The sequence below is a fragment of the Pseudomonas fluorescens genome (assembly GCF_040448305.1).
Lineage (GTDB): Bacteria > Pseudomonadota > Gammaproteobacteria > Pseudomonadales > Pseudomonadaceae > Aquipseudomonas > Aquipseudomonas fluorescens_BH.
On record NZ_CP148752.1, the window covers coordinates 3,404,379 to 3,419,184 of the forward strand.

General features: G+C 59.4%; 10 protein-coding genes and 2 pseudogenes. 9 read left to right on the plus strand and 3 right to left on the minus strand.

All coding sequences use genetic code 11. From position 1 onward, the window contains the following. Window positions 1–21 precede the first annotated feature (21 nt). The 3 genes and pseudogenes from WHX55_RS15335 to WHX55_RS15345 form a co-directional block, all read right to left on the minus strand. Window positions 22–126 (minus strand): annotated as a pseudogene (locus WHX55_RS15335) (chemotaxis protein CheB); the annotation flags it as partial. Beyond that, window positions 123–956, minus strand: a complete 834-nt coding sequence (locus tag WHX55_RS15340; protein WP_150753610.1) for a protein-glutamate O-methyltransferase CheR — start codon at window positions 954–956, stop codon at window positions 123–125. The gene WHX55_RS15340 and the pseudogene WHX55_RS15335, both read right to left, overlap by 4 nt. Then, window positions 956–4,447 carry a response regulator gene (locus WHX55_RS15345; RefSeq protein WP_353740719.1) on the minus strand — a complete coding sequence of 1,164 codons (3,492 nt, stop codon included), beginning with the start codon at window positions 4,445–4,447 and terminating at the stop codon, window positions 956–958. The genes WHX55_RS15340 and WHX55_RS15345 overlap by 1 nt, the downstream gene beginning before the upstream one ends. Window positions 4,448–4,704: 257 nt before the next feature. Here WHX55_RS15345 and WHX55_RS15350 point away from each other — a divergent pair, with 257 nt between their 5' ends. From WHX55_RS15350 to WHX55_RS15390, 9 genes and pseudogenes are all read left to right on the plus strand, one after another. Then, complete coding sequence (locus tag WHX55_RS15350) at window positions 4,705–5,067, plus strand: response regulator (RefSeq protein WP_150723788.1); 363 nt, start codon at window positions 4,705–4,707, stop codon at window positions 5,065–5,067. Window positions 5,068–5,141: 74 nt separating this feature from the next. Continuing rightward, window positions 5,142–6,440, plus strand: coding sequence for a glycosyltransferase (locus WHX55_RS15355; RefSeq protein ID WP_353740720.1), 1,299 nt, complete (start codon window positions 5,142–5,144; stop codon window positions 6,438–6,440). Between the two features lie 105 nt (window positions 6,441–6,545). Further along, entirely contained in the window at window positions 6,546–7,436 is an 891-nt protein-coding gene (locus WHX55_RS15360; RefSeq protein WP_353740721.1) for a phospholipase, read from the plus strand. Window positions 7,437–7,497: 61 nt separating this feature from the next. Continuing rightward, the gene (locus WHX55_RS15365) at window positions 7,498–8,403 is read left to right on the plus strand and encodes an AraC family transcriptional regulator (RefSeq protein ID WP_150753606.1); all 906 of its coding nucleotides are present in this window, start codon (window positions 7,498–7,500) and stop codon (window positions 8,401–8,403) included. A gap of 348 nt (window positions 8,404–8,751) precedes the next feature. Beyond that, a pseudogene (locus WHX55_RS15370) lies at window positions 8,752–10,062 on the plus strand (sugar ABC transporter substrate-binding protein). Window positions 10,063–10,240: 178 nt separating this feature from the next. Then, complete coding sequence (locus WHX55_RS15375; RefSeq protein WP_224789043.1) at window positions 10,241–11,140, plus strand: sugar ABC transporter permease; 900 nt, start codon at window positions 10,241–10,243, stop codon at window positions 11,138–11,140. 8 nt (window positions 11,141–11,148) lie between these two features. Beyond that, a complete protein-coding gene (locus WHX55_RS15380) occupies window positions 11,149–11,979 on the plus strand; it encodes a carbohydrate ABC transporter permease (protein ID WP_150753604.1) in 831 nt (276 codons plus the stop codon). Between the two features lie 172 nt (window positions 11,980–12,151). Further along, window positions 12,152–13,255 carry a sn-glycerol-3-phosphate ABC transporter ATP-binding protein UgpC gene (gene ugpC / locus WHX55_RS15385; RefSeq protein WP_150753603.1) on the plus strand — a complete coding sequence of 368 codons (1,104 nt, stop codon included), beginning with the start codon at window positions 12,152–12,154 and terminating at the stop codon, window positions 13,253–13,255. Window positions 13,256–13,271: 16 nt separating this feature from the next. Next, a complete protein-coding gene (locus WHX55_RS15390) occupies window positions 13,272–14,744 on the plus strand; it encodes a mannitol dehydrogenase family protein (RefSeq protein WP_353740722.1) in 1,473 nt (490 codons plus the stop codon). Window positions 14,745–14,806 lie beyond the last annotated feature (62 nt).

The window sequence follows — 14,806 nt, forward strand, 5'->3', positions numbered from 1 at the left end:
CTCGACAAGCAAACGGCCGATGCCTTCGCGCAGCGGGCCGAGGATGTTCAACAGCGCCTCGACGCCACCGGCGGAGGCACCGATCACGATCGCTTCGATAGCCGGCAATCTCGTTGCACTGTTCATGATTTTCGATAGATCCGTTCTTGTTTGACCAACGGCTCGAACCGATTGCCGCAGGCTGAAAATTCCGGGGTTTCCTTACTGCCCAGCACCAGGAAACCGCGATGGCAGAGGGACTCATGAAACAGTCCGAACGCCCGATCCTGAAGTTTTTTATTGAAATAAATCAATACGTTACGACATGAAATTAATTGAGTTTCGGAAAATACGCTGTCCGTTGCCAGGCTGTGATCGGCGAAGGTCACGTTCTCGCGCAGGGTCTTGTCGAAAATCGCGTACCCATAGGCCGCCGTATAATAGTCGGCAAACGAACACTGGCCACCGGCCTGCTGGTAATTAGCAGTGTAGGCGCGGACATTCTCCATTGAGAAAATCCCTTGCTTGGCCTTTTCCAACGAGCGCGGATTGATGTCGGTGGCGTAGATGATCGTGCGGTCGAGCAGGCCCTCTTCGCGCAGCACAATGGCCATCGAATACACCTCTTCACCGGTGCTGCATCCGGCGATCCAGACCTTGATCGAAGGGTAGGTTCGCAGCAACGGCACCACTTCCTTGCGGATGGTCAGGAAGTGCGAGGGGTCGCGAAACATCTCGCTGACCGGAATGGTCAGCAATTGCAGCAATTGCATGAAGGCGGTGGGGTCGTGCAGGACCCTTTCCTGCAACGCCGAGATGGTATTGCACTCGAACTGACTCAACGCGTGGTTGACCCGGCGCTTGATCGAAGCGCCGGAGTAATCGCGAAAATCGTAGCTGTACTTGAGGTAGATCGCCTCGATCAACAACCGCAATTCGATTTCGCTGTTTCGCTCCACTGAGGAATTGCGCTCCACTAGATCCGTTCCATCTTCGGTAACCACACACGAATCAGCGAAAACAGGCGATCCAGGTCGATGGGCTTGGCCAGGTAATCGTTGGCGCCGGCCTGCAGGCAGTGCTCCTGATCGTCCTTCATGGCCTTGGCCGTCACCGCGATGATCGGCAACTTGCGCCAGCGCGGGTCCTTGCGGATTTCAACGGTGGCTTCAAAGCCATCCATTTCGGGCATCATCACGTCCATCAACACCAGATCGATGTCTTGCACCTCATTCAATCGTTCAATCGCTTCGCGGCCGTTGCGGCCAATGACCACGACCGCGCCCTTTTGCTCCAGCGCGCTGGTGAGGGCGAAAATGTTGCGCACATCGTCATCCACCAGCAGCACCTTGCGGCCCTCGAAGACCTTGTCGCGACTGCGGGCGACCTTGAGCATCTTCTGCCGTTCATGGGACAACCGTGATTCGACTTTGTGCAGAAAAAGCGTCACCTCATCCAGCAACCGCTCCGGCGAGCGTGCGCCCTTGATGATGATCGAACGCGAATACTTGCGCAGTTCGGCCTCTTCATCCCGGGTCAGGTTGCGCCCGGTATAGACGATGACGGGCACAAAAGAGCAGATGTCTTCGGTGGACATGCGCTTGAGCAGGTCATTACCGAGCATGTCCGGCAGCTTGAGGTCGATGATCATGCAATCGAAGACGGACGTGCGCAGCAGGTCCAGCGCCTCCTGCGCCAGGCCAACGGCAGTGATCTCGATGTCATCGTCGCCGATCAGGCGGGCAATACTGTCGCGCTGCAAGTCGTCGTCCTCGACCAGCAGCACGCGCTTGACCTTCTGGGTCAGCTTGGCCTCGAGGCGTGCAAACACATCCTTGAGTTCCTCGCGGGTGGTCGGTTTGACCGCATAGCCAATGGCGCCCATGTGCATCGCCGCCTCGACCCGGTCTTCGACCGAAATCACATGCACCGGGATGTGCCGGGTTTCGGCGTGTTCCTTCAAGCGTTGCAGCACGGTCAGACCGGAATGATCCGGCAGGCGCATGTCCAGCAGGATCGCATCGGGGATGAACGCCTTGGCCAGGTCGTAGCCTTCGTCGGCACCGTGGGCCACCAGACACTGATAACCCAGTTCATGGGCCAGGTCGTAGAGGATGTGCGCAAAGTTCGGCTCATCCTCCACCACCAGCATGCAGCGGGTGGTGAACGGCCCCTTGTTGCGATCGTCGTCGAAACGCGGAATGTCGACTTCGGCCACCCGTGGCGACAATGTGGGCGGCAATCCACTCGGCGCGGCCGCCACAGGAACGGCTCGCATCGGTTCGACTGGCACTTCGCCCGGTTCCACGTACTGCTGCGGCAAGACCAGGGTAAACACACTGCCCTGCCCCGGCGTGCTGCTCACGCTGATGGAGCCGCCGAGCAAGGCCGCCAGGTCACGGGAGATCGACAACCCCAGCCCGGTGCCGCCGTAACGCCGATTGGTGGTGCCATCGGCCTGACGGAACGCTTCGAAGATGCTTTCGTGCTGATCCACCTCGATGCCGATCCCGGAATCGCCGATGCTGAACGCGATGCCGTCATTCGGCGCTGTGGCGACAGACAGGCTGACGCTGCCGCTTTCAGTAAACTTCACGGCGTTGGACAGCAGATTCTTGAGGACCTGCTCCAGGCGCTGCCGGTCGGTGAACAGCATCAGCGGCGCACCGTCTTGCATATCCACCTGGAAATCCAGCTGTTTGTCGGTGGCCAACGGCTGGAACAGGCTGCGCAGGCCATCCACCAGACGCACCACGCTGGTGTTCTCCGGACGGATTTCCAGCTTGCCGGCCTCGACTTTGGAAATATCCAGAATGTCGTTGATCAGGTGGAGCAAATCATTGCCGGCGGAGTAGATCGACTCGGCGAACTTGACTTGCTCGGCACTGAGGTTTTGCTCGGGGTTTTCCGCCAGCAGCTTGGCCAGGATCAACGAACTGTTCAGCGGCGTGCGCAGCTCATGGGACATGTTGGCGAGGAATTCGGACTTGTACTTGCTCGATCGCTGCAATTCTACTGCGCGTTCTTCGAGCTGGATCCGGGCCTGATTGAGCTCGGTATTCTTCAAGTCCATGGCGTCGCGTTGCTCGGCCAATGCTTGTGCCTGCTCGGCGAGTTGTTCGTTGGTCTGCTCCAGCTCCACCTGCTGGGTTTCCATGTGCGCCTGGGACTCCTTGAGAATCCGCGATTGTTCTTCGAGCTCTTCGTTGGCGGTCTTGAGTTCTTCCTGCTGAACCTGCAATTCTTCGTTGAGTTGCTGGGTTTCGGCCAACACCTCCTGTAAACGCTGGCGATAGCGTGCCGCCTCGATCGAGGTGCCGATGTTGCCGGCAATCAGCTCAAGCAATTCAACGTCACGGTCCGTCAGTGGACGCAGAAAGCCCAACTCGATCACGCCATTGACCCGCTCGTCATCGCTGGTTGGCACCACCAGCACACTGCGCGGCAAACCGTCACCGAGGCCGGAGCTGACCTTGAAATAATCTCCCGGCACCTCGTCCAGGCGAATCAGCCGTGCCTGCTGCGCTACTTGGCCGACAATGCCTTCGTCGCTGTAGATCTGCTGTTCACGGTCTTGCTGTTCGCGGGAAAAACCGTAGGTGGCGATGCGCTTGAGGCCGCCGTGGTCTTCGCGCACATAAATAGCCGCTACGGCGGTGCCCAGGTACTGCGCGCAGAACTGCAGGATGTTGCGACCCAGCATGTTCAGGCTCAATTGCCCCAACACCTGCTCGGCCAGTTCGGTCTGGCCGTTGCGCAGCCAGGCCTGTTGCTCCAGACGATGAGCGCTGGCTTGCTGGCCGGCAAGGTTGACGCTGTAGTTCTGCGACAGGGTCATCAAATCGCGACGCCCGACATACGCCAGCAACCCGCTGACCCCGGCAATGAACAACAGGTAGAGACTGATGCTCATGACCGTGGTACGTCGCACTTCATCATTGCGCGATGCACGCAACTGTTGCTCGGTGTCGATCACCGCCTCGAACTGCTTGCGAATTTCATCGGTCAGGCGTTTGCCGCGTCCGGCCTTGACCACGGCGCGATAGTCCCCGCTGCTGCGCTGCAAATCGATCATCGATTGTGCATAGTCGGACCACTCCTGCTGTAAGGCCTGCAACCGCAATAAGCGGTCGGTCTGCACCGGGTTGTCGGCGGTCAGTTCGAGCATGGTGTTGAGCGCCACGGCGATGCGCGGCTTGGCGGTTTCGTAGGGGTCGAGGAAATGTTCGTCGCCACTGAGCAGGAAACCGCGCATCCCGGTTTCCAGGTCCACGGTCAGCTTGACCGCTTCATTGGCGTTATTGATCACCCGATCGGTGTGCTCCACCCACTGGATCGTCGACAGTAAATAGCTGATCAGCGACACGAAGAACACGGCGCTGATGAGACCCAGACCCAATGGCAGGCTGATGTTGCGGCTCAGGAGTTTACGAAATCGTTGTTCATCAACCGAGGACGCGGAGGGCATGGGGCGGGCCTTGTCGAACTGTCAGATTGCAAGGAGTTTGCCCCAAAACTGGCACATTGATCCAATTTTCTGACATGTTTGCGCGCAAGGTCCTACATTGCACTGCGCCCGTTCCCAGGCCACGGGTTATCCTCGCGTGGCCTGCACTGCAATTCTTTTTTACAACGTAGGGAACTTGTCGGGATCCGCCACTTACTCATGCAAGAGGCCGACGATTTCCAGCGACCGGCAATGCCAATCTTTTCGGGAACTTGACTATGTCATCCGCCAACGCCTCCACCATCCTTGTCGTCGAAGACGATGCCATCGTGCGCATGCTGATCGTCGACGTACTGGAAGAACTGGAATTCAAGGTGCTGGAAGCCGATGGCAGTGAACAGGCGCTGGAGACACTCAAGGACGTGAACCAACACATTGACCTGATGATGACTGATGTTGGCCTGCCGGTCATGGACGGCCGCGAACTGGCCAATCAAGCCCGTGCGTTACGTCCAGCCCTTCCAATACTGTTTGCCAGCGGGTATGCCGAAAACATCGAAGTGCCTCAAGGCATGCACTTGATCGGCAAACCGTTCTCCATTGATCAGTTGCGTGACAAGGTCAAAGGCATTCTCGGGTGACACTGCGCTGCGCTGTGGTTTAATGCGCGCCTTTTTCGTCCCTGCCCTGTCTTCGTTTCAAGGAATTCCCGTCCATGATTGAGCCCCGCGCAACCAAAGTCCTGGTCATTGGTTACGTCTGGCCCGAGCCCCGCTCTTCGGCGGCCAGCGGGCATGTCATGCAAATTCTCGATGTTTTCCTGGAACAAGGCTGGGACATCACGTTCAGCAGCCCGGCGGGCTTCGGCGAGCAACGTGCAGACCTGACGGCGCTGGGTATTCGCGAGGTCCCCATCGAGCTGAACAACAGCAGTTTCGATGCATTCATCAGCGAACTGGCGCCAGACATCGTGTTGTTCGATCAATTCATGATGGAGGAACAGTTCGGCTGGCGGGTCGAGAAGCATTGCCCCGATGCCTTGCGCGTGCTCGAAAGTTGCGACCTGCAAAGCCTCAGGCAGGGTCGGCATCAACGCCTCAAGGAACGCTTGAAGGCCAGTGACGACAACGATGACTTCAGCGACCTGTTCGCCCCGGCGTCGCGCGAAGAATTCGAACACATGGCCCATACCGATATGGCGAAGCGCGAGATCGCCTCATTTTATCGTTGTGATTTGACGCTGATGGTTTCCGAAGTGGAAATCGAATTGCTGGTCGAGCAATTCAGGTTTGCGCGCAACCTGTTGCACTGGTGCCCATTGATGGTCGATGTTCCGACCAATGAGCCGGTACCGTTTGAAGACCGGGCACACTTTCTTCATATCGGTAACTTTCGCCATGCGCCCAACTGGGATGCAGTGCTCTGGTTGAAAACCGCTATCTGGCCGCTGATTCGCGAGCAAATACCCGGCGCTCAATTGCATATCTATGGTGCCTACACGCCACCCAAGGCGACTGCCCTGCATAACCCGGCCCAGGGTTTTCATGTCATGAACTGGGCAGAAGACGCCCTGCAAGTCATGTCGTCGGCGCGGGTCTGTATGGCGCCTCTGCGTTTTGGCGCGGGAATCAAAGGCAAGATTGTCGATGCGATGCTCTGTGGCACACCGAATGTGACAACGCCAGTAGGTGCCGAGGCGATGCATGGCGAAGAGGCATGGCCCGGTGCAGTGACCCGTTCGGCACGCGAATTCGCCGATCATGCCGTGCAACTGCACAACGACAAGACCCGCTGGCTGGGCGCCCAGGCGCACGGGAAAACCCTGCTTGCCGGCCGCTACCAGAAATCCGTTCATGGCCCGGCGTTGATCCAGCGACTGGTCGATTGCCAGCGGGATCTGGCCAACATCAGACGAGATAACTTTACCGGCAGCATGCTGCGTCATCACCAGCACAAGAGCACTCAATACATGGCGCAATGGATCGAGGCGAAGAACCGCCTTAATCAGGAGTAGCCCACCCTCCTTGCGCGATACATAGATACCGCCCTTGCTGTACCCGACCGGTTAACCTGAGCGCTTCACACCCCATGGATGGGGTGTTTCGCACAAGGAATGGCCATGACCGGCAACACGCGTGGTTTGCTCGACAAGCAAACCTGGATGAGCAACACCCTCGAGATCAATCAACTCAAACTCACCGATATCGTCTGGCCTGGCGTGCATAACGCCGGCATGGACAAACAAGCGCCGAACTACGACGTCGTGACCGGCAACTGGACCGCCTGTCAGAACGACACGTTCTCCTGGCAACTGGCCAACGGCGCCCGCGCCTTCGACATCCGCCTGGGCTACACGGCCGGTGCGGCTCGATCGGGCTTCTACTTTCACCATAACGGCTTTCGCTCGCATCGAGTCCTGGACGATCTGATCGACGCGGTGCTGCTGTTCCTTGATCGAAACCCGGACGAATTCATCGTGTTGGACTTCCATCAACTGGCCGATGGCAAAAAACCTTTCGATCATAAAAGGCTCAGTGACTGGCTCGTGCGTCGTCTAGGGCTGCGGGCCGTCCTTCCCGGCGACGGACTCAAAACAGTGGGAGAACTGAAAACTGCGAGCCGGCATCGCCGGGTGATCATGGCGGCACCCGCCCTGGAGGAACTCGATGGCGAGTCCTTCTGGCCGCGTATCCCGCACAAGTGGCGCGACAACAGGTTCTCCGACCCCGCCGAGCTGCAACGCTATATCGCGCAAACCCTGGAGGATGCGCCCTACGAAACCTTCCTCTGGTCACTGTCCGCGACCACCTACTCGCTACTGGGTGGCCCCGGGCATATCAAGCGGCAGATCAACGACTGGTTCAACACCACGGGACACTGGGTGACGCGTTGCAGCATCATCAGCACCGATTTTTTCGACGAGTCCGACATCGTCCGTTATTGCTGGAGTGCGACCAGCATGAAAGCGGTTTACGGCCGTGCCTTGCATGAACAGACGCACCGACGGTAGTAGCATTAGCCCTGCGGCAAGAGGCATGATCGGGGCGGGATAACAACACAAGCGCCCTGACATGACCCGCACCGCCAGAGTCACCGATCCTTCCTATGAGTTGATGGACGACCACAACGGCTTGTCCATCATCTACCGCCAGCACGGTTTCCCCTGCCCGCTGGTGCGCTGGCATTTCCACAAGGAATACGAGCTGCACCTGATCGTCGCCAGTTCCGGCAAGGTGTTCATCGGCGACTACATCGGCAACTTCTATCCCCAGACACTGTTTCTCACCGGCCCCAACCTGCCCCACAACTGGATCAGTCAGGTGGCCGAGGACGAAGTGGTGCCCAAGCGCGACATGCTGGTCAACTTCACCGACGAGTTGTTCGACAGCGGCTATCCGGTGTTCGCCGAACTCAAGGCCCTGGCACCGCTGCTCGAGCGCGCGCAGTACGGCATCGAGTTTCGCTGCAAGCACACCATCGGCAAGGCCATGGATTTGATGCAGCGCATTGCCGATACCACCGGCATCACCCGGCTCGGGCACTTTTTCATTCTGCTGGAATTGCTCGCGGCCACCGACGACTACCAATTGCTATCCGGTGCCACGACCCCGCAACTGGCCGACGAACACAACATCGACCGCACCAACCGCGCGGTGGATTACATCTTCGCCCATTACGCCCGGGACTTGACGCTGGAGGAAGTCGCCGAGCACCTGGGCATGAAACCGACTTATTTCAGCCGGGTATTCAAGCAGGCCACCGGACGCAACTTCATCGAGTTCGTCAATCGCCTGCGTATCAGCAAGTCCTGCGAGTTGCTGGCCGATGGCGACAAGCCGGTGACCGATGTTTGCTTCGAATCGGGCTTCAACAATATTTCCAACTTCAACCGGCGCTTCCAGCAGCTCAAGGGCATGACGCCTTCGCATTACCGGCGGCTGGTGGTGCAGCGGTTGACCGAGCAAAACCTGGGCTGAAGGCACACCTCAAATCCCTGTGGGAGCGAGCCTGCTCGCGATGAGGCCGTATCAGTCGATATTTATTAACCTGATACACCGCCATCGCGAGCAAGCTCGCTCCCACAGGTACAGCGTTACCCCCCCTAAAACCTGTACGGATTCAATACCGCACCATCGCTGAAAAGCCCTTCCCAGTGTCTACCCCCCAAAAACCCAGTGCAAAAAAGTATCGATCAAAGTGCGATGGATGATTTGTCTCGCCCTCCATTGAAGGATGTAATCAGCACAGATTCTTCCCTCCGCAGGAAGACACAAAAACAATAACTGTCCTTCTGTATCCCGCCGGGTGCAGGAAAGGAGTGCACGATGCAACCTTCGGTAAAAGCTCTGCTTGCCCTCACCTGCATGACCCTCAGCAGCGTCAGCCTTGGCGCACAGACCCTGACCATCGCCACCGTCAACAACAGCGACATGATCCGCATGCAAAAGCTCTCGAAAACCTTCGAGGCCGAGCATCCGCAGATCAAGCTCAATTGGGTGGTCCTCGAAGAAAACGTCCTGCGCCAGCGCCTGACCACCGACATCGCCACCCAGGGCGGACAGTTCGATGTGCTGACCATTGGCATGTACGAAGCCGCACTCTGGGGCGCCAAGGGCTGGCTGGAGCCGATGAATAATCTGCCGACCAGCTATGCCCTTGACGACGTGTTCCCGTCGGTGCGCGAAGGCCTGTCGGTCAAAGGCTCGCTGTACGCCCTGCCGTTCTACGCCGAAAGCTCAATCACCTACTACCGCACCGACCTGTTCAAGGACGCCGGCCTGACCATGCCCGAGCGCCCGACCTGGGAACAGATCGGTGAATTCGCCGCCAAATTGAACAAACCCGAGCAGGAACAATACGGCATCTGCCTGCGGGGCAAGGCTGGCTGGGGCGAGAACATGGCACTGGTCACCACTGTGGCCAATGCCTATGGCGCGCGCTGGTTCGATGAAAAGTGGCAGCCGGAATTCAACGGTCCCGAATGGAAAAACGCGCTGAACTTCTATGTCGGCACCATGCAGAAATCCGGCCCGCCGGGGGCGTCGAGCAACGGTTTCAATGAAAACCTGGCGTTGTTCAACAGCGGCAAATGCGCGATCTGGGTCGATGCCAGCGTCGCCGGCTCGTTCGTCACCGACAAGTCCCAGAGCAAGGTCTCCGATCACGTCGGCTTCACCTAGGCGCCCCATCAGGTCACTGACAAAGGCTCGGCCTGGTTGTACTCCTGGGCGCTGGCCATTCCGACCAGTTCCAAGGCCAAGGACGCGGCGAAAACCTTTAGCGCCTGGGCCACGTCCAAAGAATACGGCGCACTGGTCGCGGAAAAAGACGGCATCGCCAACGTGCCGCCGGGCACGCGGGCCTCGACCTACAGCGAGGCGTACTTGAGCGCCGCACCGTTTGCCAAGGTCACGCTGGAATCGCTCAAGGCCACGGACCCGAGCAAGCCGGGCGCCAGGCCTGTGCCGTACATCGGCATCCAGTTGGTGACCATTCCCGAGTTCCAGGGCATTGGTACCCAGGTCGGCAAATCCTTCTCGGCGGCGCTGATCGGCCAGACCACGGTCGACCAGGCGTTGGCAGCGGCCCAGCAAACCACCGAGCGCGAGATGAAGCGCGCGGGTTATCCCAAGTAAGCCAGACCCCGCTCTCGCCTTCTGTGGGAGCGAGCTTGCTCGCGATGAGGCCGGTACAACCGACGCATTTTCGTGACTGAAACATCGCTTTCGCGAGCAGGCTCGCTCCCACAGTTGATCTTCATTGCCTGTACCCAATCGGTTCAACACCATGAATACATCAACTGCAAAAGCTCACATGGACATTGCCCAACCACAGCGCAAGAGTCGCGTGGCCAATCCCGGCTGGTTTCTGGTCAGCCCTTCGGTGGCCTTGCTGCTGTTGTGGATGATCGTACCGCTGGGTATGACCGTCTACTTCTCGACGATTCGCTACAACTTGCTCAACCCCGGCGAGAACGAGTTCGTCGGGCTGGAAAACTTCACCTACTTCCTCACCGACTCGGGCTTCCTGCCCGGCGCCAGCAACACGCTGTTGCTGGTGGGCAGCGTGCTGCTGATCAGTGTGGTGTTCGGTGTGCTGATCAGTGCTTTGCTTGAGGCCAGTGAGTTTTTCGGTCGCGGCGTCGTGCGGGTGCTGCTGATCTCGCCGTTTTTCATCATGCCCACGGTGGGCGCACTGATCTGGAAGAACCTGATCTTCCATCCGGTCTCGGGGATTCTCGCCTACGTCTGGAAGCTGTTCGGCGCGCAACCGGTGGACTGGCTGGCGCACTACCCGCTGCTGTCGATCATCATCATTGTCTCGTGGCAATGGCTGCCCTTCGCGATCCTGATCCTGATGACCGCCATGCAGTCCCTCGACCAGGAACAGAAAGAAGCCGCGCGCCTCGATGGTGCCGGGCCCATCGCGATTTTCTGGCACCTGACCCTGCCACACCTGGCACGGCCGATTGCGGTGGTGGTGATGATCGAAACCATCTTCCTGCTCTCGGTGTTCGCCGAAATCTTCACCACCACCAACGGCGGCCCCGGCTACGCCTCGACCAACCTCGCCTACCTGATCTACAACCAGGCGCTGGTGCAGTTCGACGTCGGCATGGCCTCGGCGGGCGGCTTGATCGCCGTGGTCATCGCCAACATCGCCGCGATCATCCTGGTGCGGATGATCGGCAAAAACCTGACCGACAAAGCCTGAGGCCTGCCATGACTCTTCAACAATCCCGTCGCCTGCAAAGCCTGCTGCTCGGTACGTTGGCCTGGGCCATCGCGATCCTGATCTTCTTTCCGATCTTCTGGATGGTTTTGACCAGTTTCAAAACCGAAATCGATGCCTTCGCCACGCCGCCGCAGTTCATCTTCATGCCGACGCTGGAGAACTATCTGCACATCAACGAGCGCAGCGACTATTTCAGTTTCGCCTGGAACTCAGTGGTGATTTCCTTCAGCGCCACAGCCCTGTGCCTGTTGATCGCGGTGCCGGCGGCCTACTCCATGGCGTTCTACGAAACCCAGCGCACCAGGGGCACGCTGCTGTGGATGCTCTCGACCAAGATGCTGCCGCCGGTGGGCGTGCTGATGCCGATTTACCTGCTGGCCAAGAGTTTCGGCCTGCTCGACACGCGCATTGCGCTGATCGTGATCTACACGCTGATCAACCTGCCGATCGTGGTCTGGATGATTTACACCTACTTCAAGGACATTCCCAAGGACATCCTCGAAGCCGCGCGGCTGGACGGCGCGACGCTGGCGCAGGAAATGCTCCGGGTGTTGCTGCCCATCGCCAAGGGCGGCCTGGCGTCCACGGTGCTGCTGTCGCTGATCCTGTGCTGGAACGAGGCCTTCTGGTCGCTGAACCTGACCTCGTCGAAAGCCGCGCCATTGACTGCCTTGATCGCCTCGTACTCAAGCCCCGAAGGGCTCTTCTGGGCCAAGTTGTCGGCCGTCTCGACCCTGGCCTGTGCGCCGATCCTGATCTTCGGCTGGATCAGCCAGAAACAACTGGTACGCGGCCTGTCGTTCGGCGCCGTGAAATGAAAGTCCCTTGTAGGAGCGAGCCTGCTCGCGATGGACGTGAACGATAACGCTGGCTGACCGGAAGAATGCGTCGCCTGAACGTTCATCGTCGGAACGCCGCCCGGAGCAAGCTCGCTCCCACAAAAAAGCCAACCCGGTTCAATCGAATAACAACAAGCGGAGGCCCATCATCATGGCCAACCTGAAAATCAAGAATCTGCAAAAAGGCTTCGAAGGCTTTTCCATCATCAAGGGCATCGACCTTGAAGTGAACGACAAGGAGTTCGTGGTCTTCGTCGGCCCGTCGGGCTGCGGCAAATCCACGCTGCTGCGGCTGATCGCCGGGCTGGAGGAAGTCAGCGGCGGCACCATCGAGCTCGATGGTCGCGACATCACCGAAGTGAGCCCGGCCAAGCGCGACCTGGCGATGGTGTTCCAGACCTACGCCCTGTACCCGCACATGAGCGTACGCAAGAACATGTCGTTCGCCCTCGACCTGGCCGGTGTGGCGAAAGCCGAAGTGGAGAAGAAGGTCGGCGAAGCGGCGCGCATCCTCGAACTGGGGCCGATGCTGGAGCGCAAGCCCAAGCAACTGTCCGGCGGCCAGCGCCAGCGCGTGGCGATTGGCCGGGCCATCGTGCGCAACCCGAAAATCTTCCTGTTCGACGAACCGTTGTCCAACCTCGATGCCGCCCTGCGGGTGCAGATGCGCCTGGAACTGTTGCGCCTGCACAAAGAACTGCAAGCCACGATGATCTACGTGACTCACGATCAGGTCGAAGCGATGACCATGGCCGACAAAGTGGTCGTACTCAATGGCGGCAAGATCGAGCAAGTCGGCTCGCCGCTGGATCTCTATCACCAGCCGGCCAACCTGTTCGTCGCCGGTTTCCTGGGCACGCCGAAAATGGGCTTCCTCAAGGGCAAGGTCGTCCGCGTCGACAACCAGGGCTGTGAAGTGCAGCTGGACGCCGGAACCCGCATCAACCTGCCCTTGAGCGGCAGGCACCTGAGCGTCGGGAGTGCGGTGACGCTGGGCATTCGCCCGGAGCATCTGGAGCTGGCCAAAACCGGCGATTGCACCTTGCAGGTCACCGCCGATGTCAGCGAACGCCTGGGCAGCGACACCTTCTGCCACGTCCGGACGGCATCCGGCGAAGCGCTGACCATGCGCGTTCGCGGCGATCTGGCCAGCCGCTACGGTGAAACCCTGAGCCTGCATCTGGATGCGCAACACTGCCATTTATTCGATGCCGACGGCGTGGCGTTGACCCGCCCGTTACGCATTGCTGCCTGATTTCAGAGAGCCTGCGATGAAACTGAATAAACACAACCTCAGCCGCCTCGCCCCTGAAGTGGTCCTTCCCGCCTACGCCTTGGGCGAGACTCTCCAAGGCATCGCGCACATCGGCGTCGGCGGTTTCCACCGTGCCCATCAGGCGTACTACACCGACGCCTTGATGAATACCGGCGAAGGCCTGGACTGGGCCATCTGCGGTGTCGGCCTGCGCGCTGAAGACTGCCGCGCCCGTGACGACCTCAAGGATCAGGATTATCTGTTCACCCTGTTCGAACTCGGCGATAGCGACGACACCGAAGTGCGGGTGATCGGCGCCATCCGTGACATGCTGCTGGCCGAAGACGGTGCCCAGGCATTGATCGACAAACTGGCCAGCCCCGAGATCCGCATCGTCTCGCTGACCATCACCGAAGGCGGTTACTGCATCGACGACAGTACCGGCGAGTTCATGGCGCACTTGCCGCAGATCCAGCATGACCTGGCGCACCCTGATGCCCCGAAAACCGTGTTCGGTTTCCTCTGTGCCGCACTGGCCAGGCGTCGCGCCGCTGGCACAGCGGCCTTCACCCTGATGTCCTGCGATAACCTGCCGCACAACGGCGCCGTCACCCGCAAGGCCCTGCTGGCCTTCGCCGCCTTGCACGACCGCCAATTGCGCGACTGGATCGACGCCAACGTCAGTTTCCCCAACGCCATGGTCGACCGCATCACGCCGATGACCAGCACCCGGCACCGTTTGCAACTGGCCGACAAGCATGGCCTGGACGATGCCTGGCCGGTGGTCTGCGAACCCTTCGCGCAATGGGTACTGGAGGACAGGTTCGTCAACGGTCGCCCGGCCTGGGAAAAGGTCGGCGTGCAATTCACCGACGATGTCACGCCCTACGAAGAAATGAAGATCAAACTGCTCAACGGCAGTCATCTGGCGCTGACGTACCTGGGGTTCCTGAAGGGTTACCGCTTCGTCCACGAGACCATGAACGACCCGCTGTTCGTGCGCTACATGCGCGCCTACATGGACCTGGACGTGACGCCACAGCTGCCGGCGGTACCGGGAATCGACCTGACCGAGTACAAGAACACCCTGGTGGCACGTTTCTCCAATCAGGCGATTGCCGACCAACTGGAGCGTGTCTGTTCGGACGGCTCGTCGAAGTTTCCGAAATTCACCGTACCGACTATCAACCGCCTGATCGCCGATGGCCGCGAGACCAAGCGCGCGGCGTTGGTGGTGGCGGCGTGGGCGCTTTACCTCAAAGGCGTGGATGAGCATGGCGAGATCTACTCGATTGCGGATCCGCGGGCGGCGTTCTGCCAGGCGCTGGTGGCCGATGATGTGCTGATTACCCAGCGCTTGCTGGCGGTCGAGGAGATTTTTGGTACGGCCATTGCGCGCTCGCCGGAGTTTGTCGCGGCGTTTGAGTGGTGCTGCAATAGTTTGCGTGAGGTGGGTGTATCGCGGACATTGGAGCGGGTGCTGGCTTGAGTCTTGAGGTGAAGGTGCTGCCGTCATCGCGGGCAAGCCCGCTCCCACAGGAGTCTTCAGCG

Bases quoted from the DNA above. Each gene is read 5' to 3' on its own strand.
- WHX55_RS15345 (WP_353740719.1), bottom strand. From the start codon at position 4,447: ATGCCCTCCGCGTCCTCGGTTGATGAACAACGATTTCGTAAACTCCTG.
- WHX55_RS15350 (WP_150723788.1), top strand. From the start codon at position 4,705: ATGTCATCCGCCAACGCCTCCACCATCCTTGTCGTCGAAGACGATGCC.
- WHX55_RS15355 (WP_353740720.1), top strand. From the start codon at position 5,142: ATGATTGAGCCCCGCGCAACCAAAGTCCTGGTCATTGGTTACGTCTGG.
- WHX55_RS15360 (WP_353740721.1), top strand. From the start codon at position 6,546: ATGACCGGCAACACGCGTGGTTTGCTCGACAAGCAAACCTGGATGAGC.
- WHX55_RS15365 (WP_150753606.1), top strand. From the start codon at position 7,498: ATGACCCGCACCGCCAGAGTCACCGATCCTTCCTATGAGTTGATGGAC.
- WHX55_RS15375 (WP_224789043.1), top strand. From the start codon at position 10,241: ATGGACATTGCCCAACCACAGCGCAAGAGTCGCGTGGCCAATCCCGGC.
- WHX55_RS15380 (WP_150753604.1), top strand. From the start codon at position 11,149: ATGACTCTTCAACAATCCCGTCGCCTGCAAAGCCTGCTGCTCGGTACG.
- ugpC (WP_150753603.1), top strand. From the start codon at position 12,152: ATGGCCAACCTGAAAATCAAGAATCTGCAAAAAGGCTTCGAAGGCTTT.
- WHX55_RS15390 (WP_353740722.1), top strand. From the start codon at position 13,272: ATGAAACTGAATAAACACAACCTCAGCCGCCTCGCCCCTGAAGTGGTC.